Source organism: Agromyces sp. NPDC057679 (assembly GCF_042799635.1).
In the GTDB taxonomy this organism is placed as follows: domain Bacteria; phylum Actinomycetota; class Actinomycetes; order Actinomycetales; family Microbacteriaceae; genus Agromyces.
Map to the genome: position 1 here is coordinate 125,479 of NZ_JBHVIK010000005.1, position 12,629 is coordinate 138,107.

Sequence of the window (12,629 nt, forward strand, 5' to 3'; positions counted from 1 at the left end):
CTCCGAACGCCGAGCGGGCGTCGGGCCGACTGGAGTCGGCCCGACGCCCGCTTCGCTGTCTGGGCGCCCGATGGTCAGATGCTGCGTCGGATCTCGGGGTCGATGTCGGCGAGGATGTCGTCGTGTGCCGTCGCATCCTCGGTGTCGACGGCCGCTTCGGCCCCACCCTCGCCGGGTGCGTCGAGCATCGGCTGCTCGGCGGCGGCCGTGGTGAACTCGTACGCGGTCAGTTCGCGGGGGCTCTCGTCGATGCCCTCGATCGTGGCGAGCACCTTGGTCTCGTCGAGCGCCTTGAGCTTGCGGGCGGTGGGCAGCACGCGCGACTCGAGCGAGCCGACGAAGGTGTTGTAGTCCTTCACGGTGCGTTCGATCGTGCGACCGAGCTTCTCGATCTGCCCGGCGGTCGTCGACAGGCGCGCGTAGAGCTCACGGCTGAGGTCGAAGAGGGTCTTCGCCTCCTTGGTCAGCACGTCTTGCTGCCAGCTGAACGCCACGGTCTTGAGCACCGACCAGAGCGTGACGGGTGAGGCGAGGGCGACCCGCTTCGAGAAGGCGAACTCCAGCAGCGAGGGATCGGCCTCGAGGGCGCTCGAGATGAGCGACTCGCTCGGGATGAACGCGATCACCATCTCGGGGGAGGCGCCGAGGCCCTCCCAGTAGGTCTTGCCGCCGAGCGCGACGATGTGGTCGCGCACTGCCTTGACGTGGTTCTTCAGGAGGGCGTCGCGCTGGGCGCCCTCGCTGCCGGTCGCGGTCGCGGGAATCTGGCTGGCCTCGAGGTACGCGTTGAACGGCACCTTCGCGTCGACCGCGATGTGCTTGCCGCCCGGCAGGTGGATGACCATGTCGGGGCGACCCGCGCCCGCGTCGGTCGTGACCGAGTGCTGCGTGTCGAAGTCGACCCGCTCGATGAGGCCCGCAGCCTCGACGACGCTGCGCAGCTGCGTCTCGCCCCAGACGCCGCGCGTGCTGTTGGACCGAAGGGCGGAGGCGAGCGACTCGGCCGTCGAGCGCAGGCGCTCCTCGCTCTCGGCGGCGGCCTTCAGCTGCTGGCTCAGCTCGCCGTGCTGCCGGTGGCGCTGTGTCTCGAGCTCGGCGACCTTGGCCTGCATGTCGGTGAGCGTCTTCTTCACCGGCGCGAGCTCTTGGAGCACCTTGCTGTCGGCCGCCTCCTTCGCCTCGCGCTGGCGCTGCTCGAACTGCTGGCGCTCGACGAGCTCGCGGTACTGGGCACGTGCCGCCTCGATCTGCTCGCGGAGGCCGGCGGCCGTGGCCTCGACGGCGGCAAGCTCGGCGCCGAGGTTCGACTGCTTCGCCTGCTCGTCGGCGAGGGCGCGCGCGAGCTGCGCCTCGCCGCTCGCCCGCAGCTCGATGAGCGCCTGCTGGTGCCGCGCCTCGACGAGGGCGGGGTCGTCGACCGGCACGAGGTCGGCCGGACCGGCCGCTGCGGCGCGTCGCTGGGCGAGGAACCAGGCGCCGAGCGCGCCGAGCAGGACGCCCACGATGAGGCCGATGACGAGCAGCAGGATCTCCATGCCATCGAGTGTCGCAGGCGCCGCCGACATCGTACGGCGGCGGGTCGGCGGGGCGGGCTACTGCAGCGCCATCGGGCCGTTCGCCGCACGGTCGGCGGCCACGGCGACCGGGCCGATCGACCCGAGCTTCACCCGCGTGATGTGCGCGAGGCGCTCGACGTCGTCGGCGCCGTGGCGCCCGGCGGCGTGCACGATGATCGCCGCGCAGGCTTCGGCGTCGGCGAGGGCGTCGTGGTGCGAGAAGCCCTCGAAGCCGGCCGCCATCGCCGCGACGGGCAGCCGGTACGAGTCGAGGTGGTAGGTGCGCCGCGCCACCTGCAGGCTGCACAGCGAGCGGTAGTCGGGCACCTCGAGGCCCCAGGCGGTCGAGGTCTTGGCGATGACGCCGAGGTCGAACGTCGCGTTGTGCGCCACGAGCACGTCGTCGCCCGCGAACTCGCGGAGCGCCGGCAGGTGGGTGCGCCAGTCGGGGGCGCCCTCGACCATCTCGGGCGTGATGCCGTGGATGCGGACGTTCCACTCCGAGAACTCGTCGTGCGGGAACGGCGGCCGGATGTACCAGTGCACCCGGTCGACGACCTGCCCGTCGCGGACCTTCACGAGCCCGACCGAACAGGCGGACGCGCCGGAGGAGTTGGCGGTTTCGAAGTCGATCGCGGTGAAGTCCACTGGCACGAGGACATCGTGCCACGCGTCGCCGACACCGGCGGACCGCGAGCCGGGCGGGTCACGAGACCGGCATCGAGGCGTGGCGGTTGACGGATGACCCGCCGCGGACTGGAATGGAGGCGCGACCCGCGCGACGAGAGGACGAGCCCATGAGCGACGCCCCCGAACGAGGTGCGGGCGAACTCGTCGCCGACCCGGGCGCACCCGAGACGCGGCGCACGGCGAGATCGTTCGGCGCCGCGGCATCCGTCTATCACCGGGCGCGACCCGGCTACCCGCCGGAGGCCGTCGAGTGGCTCATCGGCGATGCGCGACGGGTGCTCGACCTCGGCGCCGGCACCGGCAAGCTGACCGAGGCGCTCGTCGAGCTCGACCGGGATGTGATCGCGGTCGATCCGGTCGAGGAGATGCTCGAGGAACTCGAGATCGCGGTGCCCGGCGTGCCGCGGATCCTCGGCACCGCCGAGGACATCCCCATCGAGGATGCCTCGGTCGACGCCGTCGTCGCGGGGCAGGCGTGGCACTGGTTCACCCCCGAGCGCGCGATTCCCGAGATCGCCCGCGTGCTGCGGCCCGGCGGCGTGCTCGGGCTCATCTGGAACTCGCGCGACACGAGCACCGACTGGCTGCGCGAGGCCGGCGAGATCATGCACGAACGCCACGATGCGAGCGCGACGTTCGAGACCTACGTGCAGGTGGGCCGGCCGTTCGGGTCGATCGAGGAGCACACGGTCGCCTGGTCGAAGCGGATGACGCGTGCCGGCTTCCTCGACCTCGTGCGCTCGCGGAGCTACTTCATCACCGCGAGCGAGTCCGAGCAGGCTGCGACGCTCGCCGCCCTCGAGACGCTGCTCGCGACGCATCCCGATCTCGCGGGCGCCGAGGAACTCGAGGTGCCCTACGTCACCCGGTGCTTCCGCACGCGGCTCGGCTGAACCGCGGCGGCCGCCGGACTCAGAACGGGTAGTACGAGAGCACGGGTGCCGTCAGCATGACGATGGTCGTGTCGCTCTCGTCGGCGCGCAGCCCCACCATGTCGGTGGTCTCGCCACCCGGCGTGGGCGGCACGAGCGACGGGTCGACGGGGTCGATCCGATAGTTCGATCCCTCCTGCACGAGGGGCGCCACCGCGGCGACCTCGCTCACCGGCGACCCGACGGTCGGGCCGCTCGCGCTGCGCACCGCGACGCCCTCGATCTCCGGCGCGGCGACCTCGACGAGCGACGGCAGGAAGTAGTCGGCGCGGGAACCCTCGAGGCCGACGGCGTCGCCGAGCGTGAAGTCACCCCAGGTGTACAGGTCGAAATCGGCGTAGTGCCCGCCCGAGCCGTCGCGGAGTGACATCACCGGATCGGCGCCGAAGGCGTCGGTGAGGGCCGCGACCGCCGGAGCGACCTCGTCGACCCAGACGTGCGTGAACGTCGTCGAGCCCTCGGCGTCGACGAGGCTGAAGCCGCCGCCGTCGACCACGATCTCGGCCGTCTCGGGCTCGGCGGGCTCGGGCGGCGAACTCGACGCAGCCGGGGTCTCGCTCGGTGCTGGGGTCGCCGGGGCCGGCGCGGTGGCGGCGCAGCCGGCGAGCGCGACGGCGGCGGCGGCGATGAGCGTCAGGCGAAGCATCCTCATGCGCTCAGCATGGCTGAACCGACCGCGCCGGCGAGTGAGGCTCCGATAACGAATCGGCGGCGTTCTCGCCGACCGCACGACCAGCCGCACCCCGGTAGACTGTGCCCCCGTGGCTCTCACTATCGGTATCGTCGGCCTGCCCAACGTCGGCAAGTCCACCCTCTTCAACGCCCTGACCAAGAACCAGGTGCTCGCGGCGAACTACCCGTTCGCGACGATCGAGCCCAACGTGGGCGTGGTGAACCTGCCCGACCCGCGACTCGCGACGCTCGCCTCGATCTTCGGCTCCGAGCGCATCCTGCCCGCGGCGGTGTCGTTCGTCGACATCGCCGGCATCGTGCGCGGCGCCTCCGAGGGCGAGGGCCTCGGCAACAAGTTCCTCGCCAACATCCGCGAGGCCGACGCGATCGCGCAGGTCGTGCGCGGCTTCGAGGACGGCGACGTCGTGCACGTCGACGGCAAGATCGACCCGAAGTCCGACATGGAGACGATCAACACCGAGCTGATCCTCGCCGACCTCGAGACGCTCGAGCGCGCCATCCCGCGCTACGAGAAGGAGATCAAGGGCAAGAAGCTCGACCCCTCGGTGCTCGCCGCCGCGAAGGAGGCGCAGGAGGTGCTGCAGAAGGGCACGCCCCTCTCCGCGGCATCCGTCGACCTCGCGCCCATCAAGGAGCTCGGCCTGCTCACCGCGAAGCCCTTCATCTACGTCTTCAACGTCGACGAGTCGGTGCTCACGGATGACGCGAAGAAGGCCGAGCTCGCCGAGCTCGTCGCCCCCGCCGAGGCCGTGTTCCTCGACGCGAAGATCGAGTCGGAGCTCATCGACCTCGACCCCGAGGAGGCCGCGGAACTGCTGGCCTCGACGGGCCAGGAGGAGTCGGGCCTCGACCAGCTCGCCCGCATCGGCTTCGACACGCTCGGCCTGCAGACCTACCTCACCGCGGGCCCCAAGGAGTCGCGTGCGTGGACGATCCACAAGGGCGACAAGGCCCCGCAGGCGGCCGGAGTGATCCACACCGACTTCGAGCGCGGCTTCATCAAGGCCGAGGTCATCTCGTTCGCCGACCTCGTCGAGACCGGATCGGTCGCCGAGGCCCGCGCGAAGGGCAAGGCCCGCATGGAGGGCAAGGACTACGTCATGCAGGACGGCGACGTGGTGGAGTTCCGCTTCAACGTGTGATCCGCGGATGGAGCGCATCTACGAGGAGCACCATCCCGATTCGCCCGTGCTGGAGTGCGTGTGGCAGGCGCGCGCGACGCGAGATGAGCGCTACCTCGTGCCGGCCGTCGAGTACTGGGATCTGTGGTTCGCCCGCGAGCCGGATGGAGAGGTGCTCGCCGGACTGGCGGGCCCGACCCTCGGGCACCGCTGGATCCGCTCGAAGATCGGAGAGCACAGCTGGGGTATCCAGCTGAAGCCTCACGCCATTCTGCCCGGAGTGAGCAAGCAGCTTCTGCTCGGCGGCGAGCGGCAGCTCGTGGTCGAAGCCGGGCACGTCGTACTCGCGCAGCATGCCGTGCCGTTCCCGGAGTTCGAGGATCTCGAAGCCTTCACCGACCGCCTACTGGAACTCGACGTACTGCGGAGCGACGACGACGTCCGGCGGATGCTCTCCGGCGATGACGCAGGCTACTCGGAGCGGCACCGGCAGCGCCGGGTGCGCGCCGCGACCGGGCTCACGCGCAAGCAGATCGAGCAGTTGTCGCGAGCGCGTGAAGCGTTCGCTCTGCTGCTGCAGGGCGTGTCGCCGGTCGAATGCGCTGCACGCTGCGGTTTCGCGGACCAGGCTCACCTGACTCGTTCGCTGAGAGCCTTCCACGGACGAACGCCAGCCCAGGTGCTGTCCGGCCGATGACGGCGGGAATGTTCAAGACCGTGACATTCGCTCGGTGATGGACTGATGACATCGCATCGACCACGAGTACAGGAGCACACGATGTCTGCACCCGCCGCCCCCGAGGGGTATGCCACGGTCAACCCCTTCATCATCACCAGCGACGCCGATGAGCTCGCCCGGTTCGTCGTCGAGGTCTTCGACGGCGAGGAACGCGCGGAGGCCCGCACCGTCGACGAGGACGGCCTCCTTCTGCAGGCCGAGGTTCGCGTCGGAACGACGACCATCATGTTCGCCGAGCGCAAGCCGGACTGGCCCTTCACTCCGAGCCTGCTTCAGGTGTACGTCGATGACATCGACGCGGTGCTCGAGCGTGCACTCGCCCGCGACTCACGGCTCATCACGAAACCCACCGACTTCTTCGGGACCCGGTTCGCTCGCATCCAGGATTCGAGCGCGAACATCTGGTGGATCTGGCAGCACGGCGAGCCTGCATCGGAAGAGGCCTCCGGTGACCAGGACTGGACTGTCGACGAGCAAGGCGGAGGATGGGGAGAGGTCTCGGCCGAGCTCGCTTACATCCACGACACGCTGCTCGACGCGATGACCGGCTTGCGCGATCCGAAGAGCTGAGAGGCGCATCGCCTGCGGCGAGTTCGGCCCGCCGCCACTCGGCGGCGGGCAGTACCGGGTAGTCCGTCGGGTAGACGCCGATCGCGAACCCGTAGATGTCTCGCCCGACTCGGGAGGCGGTCGAACTCCTCGACCAGATCGGCCATGCGGCGCCCGCGGCGAGTCGTCGGCTCGCTATGTTGCACTCATGTCACGTCGCCGGAGGCATGCCCGCCCAGCGGTCGTCGTCGCGATCGCGATGTGCGCGGTCGCGGGGCTCTCCGCGTGTTCGTATGTCGACCGCATCGCCGTCCGCCTCAACGAGGACCAGACCGTCGACGTGCTTTCCTGCGAGTCGCTCGACGAGATTTCGGGCGCTCGCGTCTACCTCGACGACGACTTGTCCGCGACACTGCGCGCAGATGAGTTGGCCGACTCGGCCGGTGGACTCACGCAGGGAGGCGTGATTCGGCTCTCGGAGGTTCCAATGGGAGGCGAGTGGAGCATCCTTGGCCTCTCTGTCGATGGAGTCCTCGATTCGCACGGGTGGACGCTCGACGGCGCATTCGAGCGCGAGGATCTGGTCGTCGGGGACTGGGTCTGGGCGAGGACGGGCGTGTTCTTCGGGGCCGTACCGGTCGAGGGATGCGAACCGAGGTAGGCACACGATCTCCGAGGAATGCAACGAGGTGGAACTCCGCCGCAGCGCGCTGTTCGCTGACCTCGCCTCGGGCGGGCCGGCCGGCCGCGCCGGGATGGCTCGTCAAGAAGGCCGGCTGACGGACGCAGCCTGACGGCGGGGCGACGGCCGGGGATACCCGGGAGGCGCCGCTCCCGGCACAATCGAAGTATGACTGCCGAGGCCCTCCTCGGTGACTGGGTGCGCGACGTGATCAGCGAGCTCATCGGGGTGGAGCCCGGGGTTCGACGGAATGCCGACGAGGCCGTTCACCGGGCGCGCACGCTCACACGCCGGCTGCGCGCGTTCCTTCCGCTCGTCCCCGGCCGTGACGCTGAGAAGGCGGCGCGCGGACTCGAGCGCTACGGGGACGTGCTCGGGGCGGTTCGGGACCTCGAAGTGCGCCAGAGGCTGCTGCAGCGGCTGCTGGCGGAGTTCGGCGACGACGGCCGATCGGACGCAGCGCCCCGACGGCTGGTGAAGGCGGTCAAGCGAGAGCGACGACGCGCTCATCGCGATGTGGTGGACTACCTCGACGGGCCGAGGTACCGCAAGCTCGTCGTCCGACTCGAAGCCGTATGCGGGGCCGTCGACGGGCTCGACGAGTGGGAGGTCCGACACGAGATCCGCAAGCACGCGCGGGCCCTGCGGTACCTCGCCGAAGCGCTCGGTGATGAACAGGCCGCGGCCGTCGGCGCGGCGCTGCAGGACGCCGTCGGCGACCAACGAGATCACCTGTTGCTCGCGCGGTGGCTCGACGCCGACGCCGAGGCAGATTCCGACGAGTCGATCCGCGGAGTCCGGGATATCGCGCGACGGCGAGCGGAGGAGATGTCGCGAGCTCCGGCTCAGCGCGGCCTACCTGGACGGTCATGATGCCGTAGCATTCCGACGTGACCGAAGGCCAGATCGCCGCTCTCGTATGGGGTCTGTTCGCCGTCCCGTTCGGCGCGATGTTCATTGTGAAGCGGGAGGCCATCTCTGCGGCAGCGCGGAAGCAGCGTGAGCAGCAGGGGATCAAGCTCACCGAACGCACGCAGTCGCCTCTGCTGATGGCGTTCGGCGGCGCGGTCCTCATCTGCGCAGGCGTCGCCATGGTCATCGCCTCGCTCACGGGAGCGCTTCGGTGAGTCGACTCGATTCCGCGATCGGCTGGGTCACGACCGGCCGCGGGCGACGTGTCCAGGCATGGTGGAACATCATCATGTGCGCGTGCATCTTCCTCGGCGCTGCGAGCGCCGGCATCGCGAAGGATCCCATGTTCCTCGTCGTCGCGATCGGCGCGGCGGCGATGGAGGTGCAGTTCATCCGGCAGCTCATCCGCGTCGGGCGCACACCCGAGCTCGACTCTGATTTCGAGGCTGAGTAGCGGGCGGCTCCGCCGTCAGGCGACGTGACTGCGTCCGGCAGGACGAGGACCCGGATGTCCTTCGGCACGGTCGCGGTCGACGGGTGCGAACCCCGGTAGCGGCGAGCGCTCAGTCAGACGTCGGCAACGCCGGGTAGTCGGTGGGGTAGACCCCGATCGCGAAGCCGTAGACGGTCTCGCCCGAGCGCGGCAGCCGGTCGAACTCCTCCACGAGCTCGGCCAGGCGCCGCCAGAACTCCGAGGCCTGGTCCTCCGAGATGCGCGCATGACGGATGAAGCCCCAGAGCTTCCCCTCCTCGAACGCCGAGGCCGACTCACGTGCGGCGACCTCGAAGTCGTTGAAGTCGCCCGACACCTCGCCACCGACGGATGCCGGCTCCGCCGCGATGAAGAACAAGCGCGCCGTGCGCCCGTAGAAGCGCTCCTCGATCGCTCGCACCTTCCGCGTGCGCACCACCTGGAGCAGGCCGTTGCGGGCGAGCACGTCGACGTGGTGGGCGACCGTGCTCTTGGGGCGATCGACGGCCGCCGCCAGCTCGGTGACGGTCGCGGCGCGCTCGTGGAGCAACTGCAGGATCGTGGTGCGGAGCGGGTGGCCGATGGCCTTCACCTGCGCAGGCTCGGTCAACGCCATCCGATCGGCGAGCTCATAGCCGGGAGGGTTGTCCGCCATGACCGAACAGACTAGCATCGTCGAATGATCCAAATAGATCGATCATTCAACGAGGAAGACTGCTGACATGGCCGAAGTGCTGCTGTACCACCACATCCAGGGCTTGACCGACGGAGTGCGCGCGTTCGCCGACGAGCTGCGGCGGGCCGGTCACACCGTGCACACGCCCGACCTGTTCGACGGACGCACGTTCGACAGCATCGAGGAGGGGTTCGCGTTCGCGCGCGAGGCGGGCTTCGAGGCCATCCGGGAGCGCGGCGCCGCTGCGGCGGACGAGTTCGGTCCCGAGCTCGTCTACGCCGGATTCTCCTTCGGCGTGATGATCGCCCAGCGGCTGGCGCAGACCCGGCCCGGCGCCCGAGGGGCGCTGCTCATGTCCTCGTGCATCCCCGTGTCGGAGTTCGGGGGAGCGTGGCCCGGGGGAGTTCCGGTGCAGATCCACGGCAAGGAGGGCGACGAGTTCTTCGACGAGGACCTGCCGGCCGCACGCGAGCTCGTCGCGTCGACGAGCGATGCCGAGCTGTTCGTCTATCCCGGAGACCAGCATCTCTTCGCCGACTCCTCGCTCGACGCGTACGACCCCGAGGCGTCGGCGCTGCTCATCGAGCGGGTGAAGGGGTTCCTCGCGACGACGGTTTGAGCAAGGCGCGCGCGGGGCGATCGTGCGACGATGTCGAGGTGACCCTGCCCACACCCACCCTGGAAACCGAACGACTCCGACTGCGTCCCTTCGCCGACGGCGACGCCGATGCCCTCTTCGCGCTGAACAGCGACGCGTACGTGCTGCGCTACTGGGACTCTCCACCGTGGACCGACCGGTCGTCGATCGAACGCTTCATGGCCGGATGCCGACGGATGGAGGAGGAGGGCACCGGTGCGCGCGTCGCGATCGAACGGACGAGCGACCAGATGTTCGTCGGCTGGTGCACCTTCAACAGCTGGGATCCGGACTTCAAGAGCGCGTCGCTCGGCTACTGCTTCACGCAGTCGAGCTGGGGGCACGGCTACGCGACGGAATCGGCTCGCGCCGTACTCGGCTGGGCCTTCGACACGCTCGACCTTAACCGGGTCCAGTCCGAGACCGACACCCGCAACGTGGCCTCGGCCCGGGTGCTCGAGAAGCTCGGTTTCGAGCGCGAAGGCACGTTGCGCGAGGACTGCATCGTCAACGGCGACGTCTCCGACAGCTGGGTGTACGGCCTGCTGCGGCGCGACTGGGAGCGCTGAGCGCGCGAACGGCGAGGGGCCTCAGACGGCTGCGAGCTCGGATGCGGCATCGAGCGCGAGCGCCGCGGCACGGCGACCCTCGGCGATGAGGCGCGGCGCATCCGCCATCGTCCACTGCGCCATGCCCTCCATCTCGGGCTGGACGAGCACGACCGACGGGTCGCGCACGAGGTCGGCCGTGCGGCTCACCGTGCGCATCATGCGGACGTTCTCGAACTTCGCGTGCAGGCGCACGACGATGACGCGCGAGGCGCCGAGCTCGCGCGCGGCCGCGAACGGAACATTGTCGACCATGCCCCCGTCGGCGAGGAGCGCGCCGTGGCGACGGACGGGTGCGAGCAGGCCCGGTACCGCGATGGTCGACCGCAGCGCGACGCTCAGGGGCCCGTGGTCGATGGTCACCGCGCGACGGGTGAGCAGATCGGTGGCGACCGCGCCGAAGCGGCGCGGGAGTTCCTCGATCAGCGGATCGCAGCCGAAGACGCGTCGCACGCCGTCGTCGATCGCACGCGAGTCGAGCAGCCCGAGCCGCGGGGCGAACGACCAGCGGGCGATCTCCCGCCAACGGAAGGCGAGGGCGACGCGTTCGATCTCCGTCGCGTCGAAGCCGGCTGCGTAGGCGGCGGCGATCAGCGCGCCCGAGCTCGTACCGACGGCGATGCCGGGCCGGATGCCACGGTCCTCGAGCTCGTGCAGCACACCGACGTGTGCGGCGCCGAATGCAGCGCCACCGCTCAGGGTGAGGCCGAGGGCAGGATCGCTCGCAGTCACGTCCGGTTCTCCGATCTGTCTGCGGTCGACCGTATCCGGTCCATGTGGGGCGATGCTGTGCGGCCGCAGTGAGAACCCTGAGCGCCCTGGGATGTCCGCGCTGTGACGTAGTCTCCGAGCATGCGCCGACGGACCCGAGACCTCGCCGTGGCCGTGCTCGACCTCCCGCTGCCGGTACCCGAGGACGCTCGCGACCGCTACCGCACTGCAACGTGCGTGCTCGACGATCGATTCCTGGTGACCTCGTGGGTCGAAGGGCGCGAGTCGGTGAGGATCGGGGTGCTCGACCTCCGCGACGGATCGTGGCGCGTCGGCAAGGGCGTTCGCGGCATGCTCGCCGCCGCACTGGCGCTGCCGGGCTCCCGAGCGCTCCTGCTGTGCGACTACGGCCTGTTCGAGTTCGATCTCCAGGCGATGAAGGTCACCCGTCGACTCAGCGCGAAGATCGGCAAGTACAACGATCTGCTGCGATTCGACGACGACGACCACGCCCACGTCGTCGTGGGCAACAGGCGCGCGACGATGGAGTCGCTCGTCTCGCTCGAAGCGTTCGATGTCGTGCGACGACGGAAGCGGCGCACGGGCGCGGTCGAACCGGTCGGCGAAGTCGCCGCGCGTGCGGGCGTCGAGCGCGTGCTGCATCGCGACGACGGCGTGCTCCTCGGTGCCACGAGCTCGCATCCGGGCGGCCGCCAGCAGCTCGTCGTCATCGACGAGGCGTCGGCCGAGGTCGTGACCTCCGTGGAGTTCCCGTCCGGTCTCGCGAGCGCGCACCCCGTCCACGACGGGATCGTCGCGGCCGCGCCGCACCTCGGGCGCGGTGGTGGCCTCACCGCGGTCACCGGGCTCTTCGACGAGCCCGACCCGGCGGATGACGGCCAGACACTCGCGCAGACGGCCGCCCTGGCGAGCGGCTCGGCCGCGGCGATCCTCGAACGTCGCCGACGCCGAATCGCGCCCCGGACGGTCGTCCGAGGCATCCGACTCGACGCGGGCGGCGAACTCGCCGATGTGTCGGCGCAGCGCATCACGCTCCTCGATTGCAGCGTCGCGCGTGCGAGCACCGCCGAGGAGCGACCGAGGATCGCGCGCGTCCACGTCACCGACCTCGAGCTTTCCCCGGCCTCTGTGAACGGGGCCGTGCTCGAAGACGTCGTCATCGACGGGATCGCCTCCACGGTGAACTCGTCGTTCGTCTTCGGGTGCGAACTGCGCCGGGTGACGCTGCGGGGCCGCATCGAGCATCTCATCCTGAACGCCTCGATCTCGGATCTCGACCCGGAGACGAACCGGCGCTATGCGGCGTGGCACCGTGCTCGTCTCGACGACCCCGAATGGATGCTCGACCTGCGGGAGGCGACCGGCGACATCACGATCCGGGGGTACCCGTCCAGGTTCATCCGACGCAACCCCGAGCTCCACGTCGTCGTCACCGCCGAGTCGGCGGCCGGATCGGACTGGGAGTCGATCGACGCGGGGCGCTCGGCGCTCGTCGTCGGGCTCGACGAACTCATCCAGTACGGGTGGGAGGACGTCACGCTCATCGTCGATCCGCACGGCCGTCGCGCTGACGCCGACTTCCGGTACGTCCGCGAGCTGCGCGCCCGCGGAATCGCTCAGGCCGACTAGG

The 12,629-nt window shown here is 70.0% G+C and carries 16 protein-coding genes; 11 read left to right on the top strand and 5 right to left on the bottom strand.

The window, feature by feature from the left end; genetic code table 11:
* Nucleotides 1–74: 74 nt before the first annotated feature.
* Together rmuC and ACFVAJ_RS20075 are read right to left on the bottom strand one after the other, a co-directional pair.
* Nucleotides 75–1,535 (bottom strand): DNA recombination protein RmuC, encoded by a 1,461-nt coding sequence (gene rmuC, locus ACFVAJ_RS20070; protein ID WP_376947322.1) that lies wholly within the window; start codon nucleotides 1,533–1,535, stop codon nucleotides 75–77.
* 57 nt (nucleotides 1,536–1,592) lie between these two features.
* Complete coding sequence (locus ACFVAJ_RS20075) at nucleotides 1,593–2,210, bottom strand: 3'-5' exonuclease (protein WP_376947327.1); 618 nt, start codon at nucleotides 2,208–2,210, stop codon at nucleotides 1,593–1,595.
* 143 nt (nucleotides 2,211–2,353) lie between these two features.
* Between ACFVAJ_RS20075 and ACFVAJ_RS20080 the strand changes: the two genes are divergently transcribed.
* Nucleotides 2,354–3,139, top strand: a complete 786-nt coding sequence (locus ACFVAJ_RS20080) for a class I SAM-dependent methyltransferase (RefSeq protein WP_376947329.1) — start codon at nucleotides 2,354–2,356, stop codon at nucleotides 3,137–3,139.
* A 19-nt stretch (nucleotides 3,140–3,158) separates the two neighbouring features.
* Here ACFVAJ_RS20080 and ACFVAJ_RS20085 read toward each other — a convergent pair whose 3' ends face one another.
* Nucleotides 3,159–3,830, bottom strand: a complete 672-nt coding sequence (locus ACFVAJ_RS20085; protein ID WP_376947331.1) for a hypothetical protein — start codon at nucleotides 3,828–3,830, stop codon at nucleotides 3,159–3,161.
* 109 nt (nucleotides 3,831–3,939) lie between these two features.
* Here ACFVAJ_RS20085 and ychF point away from each other — a divergent pair, with 109 nt between their 5' ends.
* The 7 genes from ychF (at nucleotide 3,940) to ACFVAJ_RS20120 (ending at nucleotide 8,328) form a co-directional block, all read left to right on the top strand.
* The gene (gene ychF / locus ACFVAJ_RS20090) at nucleotides 3,940–5,013 is read left to right on the top strand and encodes a redox-regulated ATPase YchF (protein WP_376947333.1); all 1,074 of its coding nucleotides are present in this window, start codon (nucleotides 3,940–3,942) and stop codon (nucleotides 5,011–5,013) included.
* A gap of 7 nt (nucleotides 5,014–5,020) precedes the next feature.
* Nucleotides 5,021–5,689: a helix-turn-helix domain-containing protein gene (locus tag ACFVAJ_RS20095; RefSeq protein ID WP_376947335.1), complete on the top strand. Its 669-nt coding sequence runs from the start codon at nucleotides 5,021–5,023 to the stop codon at nucleotides 5,687–5,689.
* An 81-nt stretch (nucleotides 5,690–5,770) separates the two neighbouring features.
* Nucleotides 5,771–6,301, top strand: a complete 531-nt coding sequence (locus ACFVAJ_RS20100) for a VOC family protein (protein WP_376947337.1) — start codon at nucleotides 5,771–5,773, stop codon at nucleotides 6,299–6,301.
* A gap of 187 nt (nucleotides 6,302–6,488) precedes the next feature.
* Nucleotides 6,489–6,941: a hypothetical protein gene (locus ACFVAJ_RS20105; protein ID WP_376947339.1), complete on the top strand. Its 453-nt coding sequence runs from the start codon at nucleotides 6,489–6,491 to the stop codon at nucleotides 6,939–6,941.
* Between the two features lie 189 nt (nucleotides 6,942–7,130).
* Nucleotides 7,131–7,835 (top strand): CHAD domain-containing protein, encoded by a 705-nt coding sequence (locus ACFVAJ_RS20110; protein ID WP_376947341.1) that lies wholly within the window; start codon nucleotides 7,131–7,133, stop codon nucleotides 7,833–7,835.
* Between the two features lie 17 nt (nucleotides 7,836–7,852).
* Nucleotides 7,853–8,089, top strand: a complete 237-nt coding sequence (locus ACFVAJ_RS20115; protein WP_376947343.1) for a hypothetical protein — start codon at nucleotides 7,853–7,855, stop codon at nucleotides 8,087–8,089.
* Nucleotides 8,086–8,328 (top strand): hypothetical protein, encoded by a 243-nt coding sequence (locus tag ACFVAJ_RS20120; RefSeq protein WP_376947345.1) that lies wholly within the window; start codon nucleotides 8,086–8,088, stop codon nucleotides 8,326–8,328. Before ACFVAJ_RS20115 ends, ACFVAJ_RS20120 begins: the two co-directional genes overlap by 4 nt.
* Before the next feature lie 109 nt (nucleotides 8,329–8,437).
* Here the strand turns inward: ACFVAJ_RS20120 and ACFVAJ_RS20125 are convergent, their stop codons facing one another.
* Nucleotides 8,438–9,001: an ArsR/SmtB family transcription factor gene (locus ACFVAJ_RS20125; protein WP_376947347.1), complete on the bottom strand. Its 564-nt coding sequence runs from the start codon at nucleotides 8,999–9,001 to the stop codon at nucleotides 8,438–8,440.
* A gap of 67 nt (nucleotides 9,002–9,068) precedes the next feature.
* Here ACFVAJ_RS20125 and ACFVAJ_RS20130 point away from each other — a divergent pair, with 67 nt between their 5' ends.
* Together ACFVAJ_RS20130 and ACFVAJ_RS20135 are read left to right on the top strand one after the other, a co-directional pair.
* Entirely contained in the window at nucleotides 9,069–9,641 is a 573-nt protein-coding gene (locus ACFVAJ_RS20130) for a dienelactone hydrolase family protein (protein WP_376947349.1), read from the top strand.
* 38 nt (nucleotides 9,642–9,679) lie between these two features.
* Nucleotides 9,680–10,228, top strand: coding sequence for a GNAT family N-acetyltransferase (locus tag ACFVAJ_RS20135; protein ID WP_376947351.1), 549 nt, complete (start codon nucleotides 9,680–9,682; stop codon nucleotides 10,226–10,228).
* Between the two features lie 21 nt (nucleotides 10,229–10,249).
* On the opposite strand, the gene ACFVAJ_RS20140 is transcribed toward ACFVAJ_RS20135, so the two are convergent.
* A complete protein-coding gene (locus ACFVAJ_RS20140; RefSeq protein WP_376947353.1) occupies nucleotides 10,250–10,999 on the bottom strand; it encodes a patatin-like phospholipase family protein in 750 nt (249 codons plus the stop codon).
* 120 nt (nucleotides 11,000–11,119) lie between these two features.
* Between ACFVAJ_RS20140 and ACFVAJ_RS20145 the strand changes: the two genes are divergently transcribed.
* Nucleotides 11,120–12,628: a hypothetical protein gene (locus tag ACFVAJ_RS20145; RefSeq protein WP_376947355.1), complete on the top strand. Its 1,509-nt coding sequence runs from the start codon at nucleotides 11,120–11,122 to the stop codon at nucleotides 12,626–12,628.
* Nucleotide 12,629: the final 1 nt, after the last annotated feature.

What these genes read in the sequence shown, in the direction of transcription:
- ACFVAJ_RS20085 (WP_376947331.1), bottom strand. Translation starts at nt 3,830, where the DNA reads ATGAGGATGCTTCGCCTGACGCTCATCGCCGCCGCCGCCGTCGCGCTC.
- ACFVAJ_RS20145 (WP_376947355.1), top strand. Translation starts at nt 11,120, where the DNA reads ATGCGCCGACGGACCCGAGACCTCGCCGTGGCCGTGCTCGACCTCCCG.
- ACFVAJ_RS20110 (WP_376947341.1), top strand. Translation starts at nt 7,131, where the DNA reads ATGACTGCCGAGGCCCTCCTCGGTGACTGGGTGCGCGACGTGATCAGC.
- ACFVAJ_RS20095 (WP_376947335.1), top strand. Translation starts at nt 5,021, where the DNA reads ATGGAGCGCATCTACGAGGAGCACCATCCCGATTCGCCCGTGCTGGAG.
- ACFVAJ_RS20080 (WP_376947329.1), top strand. Translation starts at nt 2,354, where the DNA reads ATGAGCGACGCCCCCGAACGAGGTGCGGGCGAACTCGTCGCCGACCCG.
- ACFVAJ_RS20130 (WP_376947349.1), top strand. Translation starts at nt 9,069, where the DNA reads ATGGCCGAAGTGCTGCTGTACCACCACATCCAGGGCTTGACCGACGGA.
- ACFVAJ_RS20125 (WP_376947347.1), bottom strand. Translation starts at nt 9,001, where the DNA reads ATGGCGGACAACCCTCCCGGCTATGAGCTCGCCGATCGGATGGCGTTG.
- ACFVAJ_RS20105 (WP_376947339.1), top strand. Translation starts at nt 6,489, where the DNA reads ATGTCACGTCGCCGGAGGCATGCCCGCCCAGCGGTCGTCGTCGCGATC.
- ACFVAJ_RS20100 (WP_376947337.1), top strand. Translation starts at nt 5,771, where the DNA reads ATGTCTGCACCCGCCGCCCCCGAGGGGTATGCCACGGTCAACCCCTTC.
- rmuC (WP_376947322.1), bottom strand. Translation starts at nt 1,535, where the DNA reads ATGGAGATCCTGCTGCTCGTCATCGGCCTCATCGTGGGCGTCCTGCTC.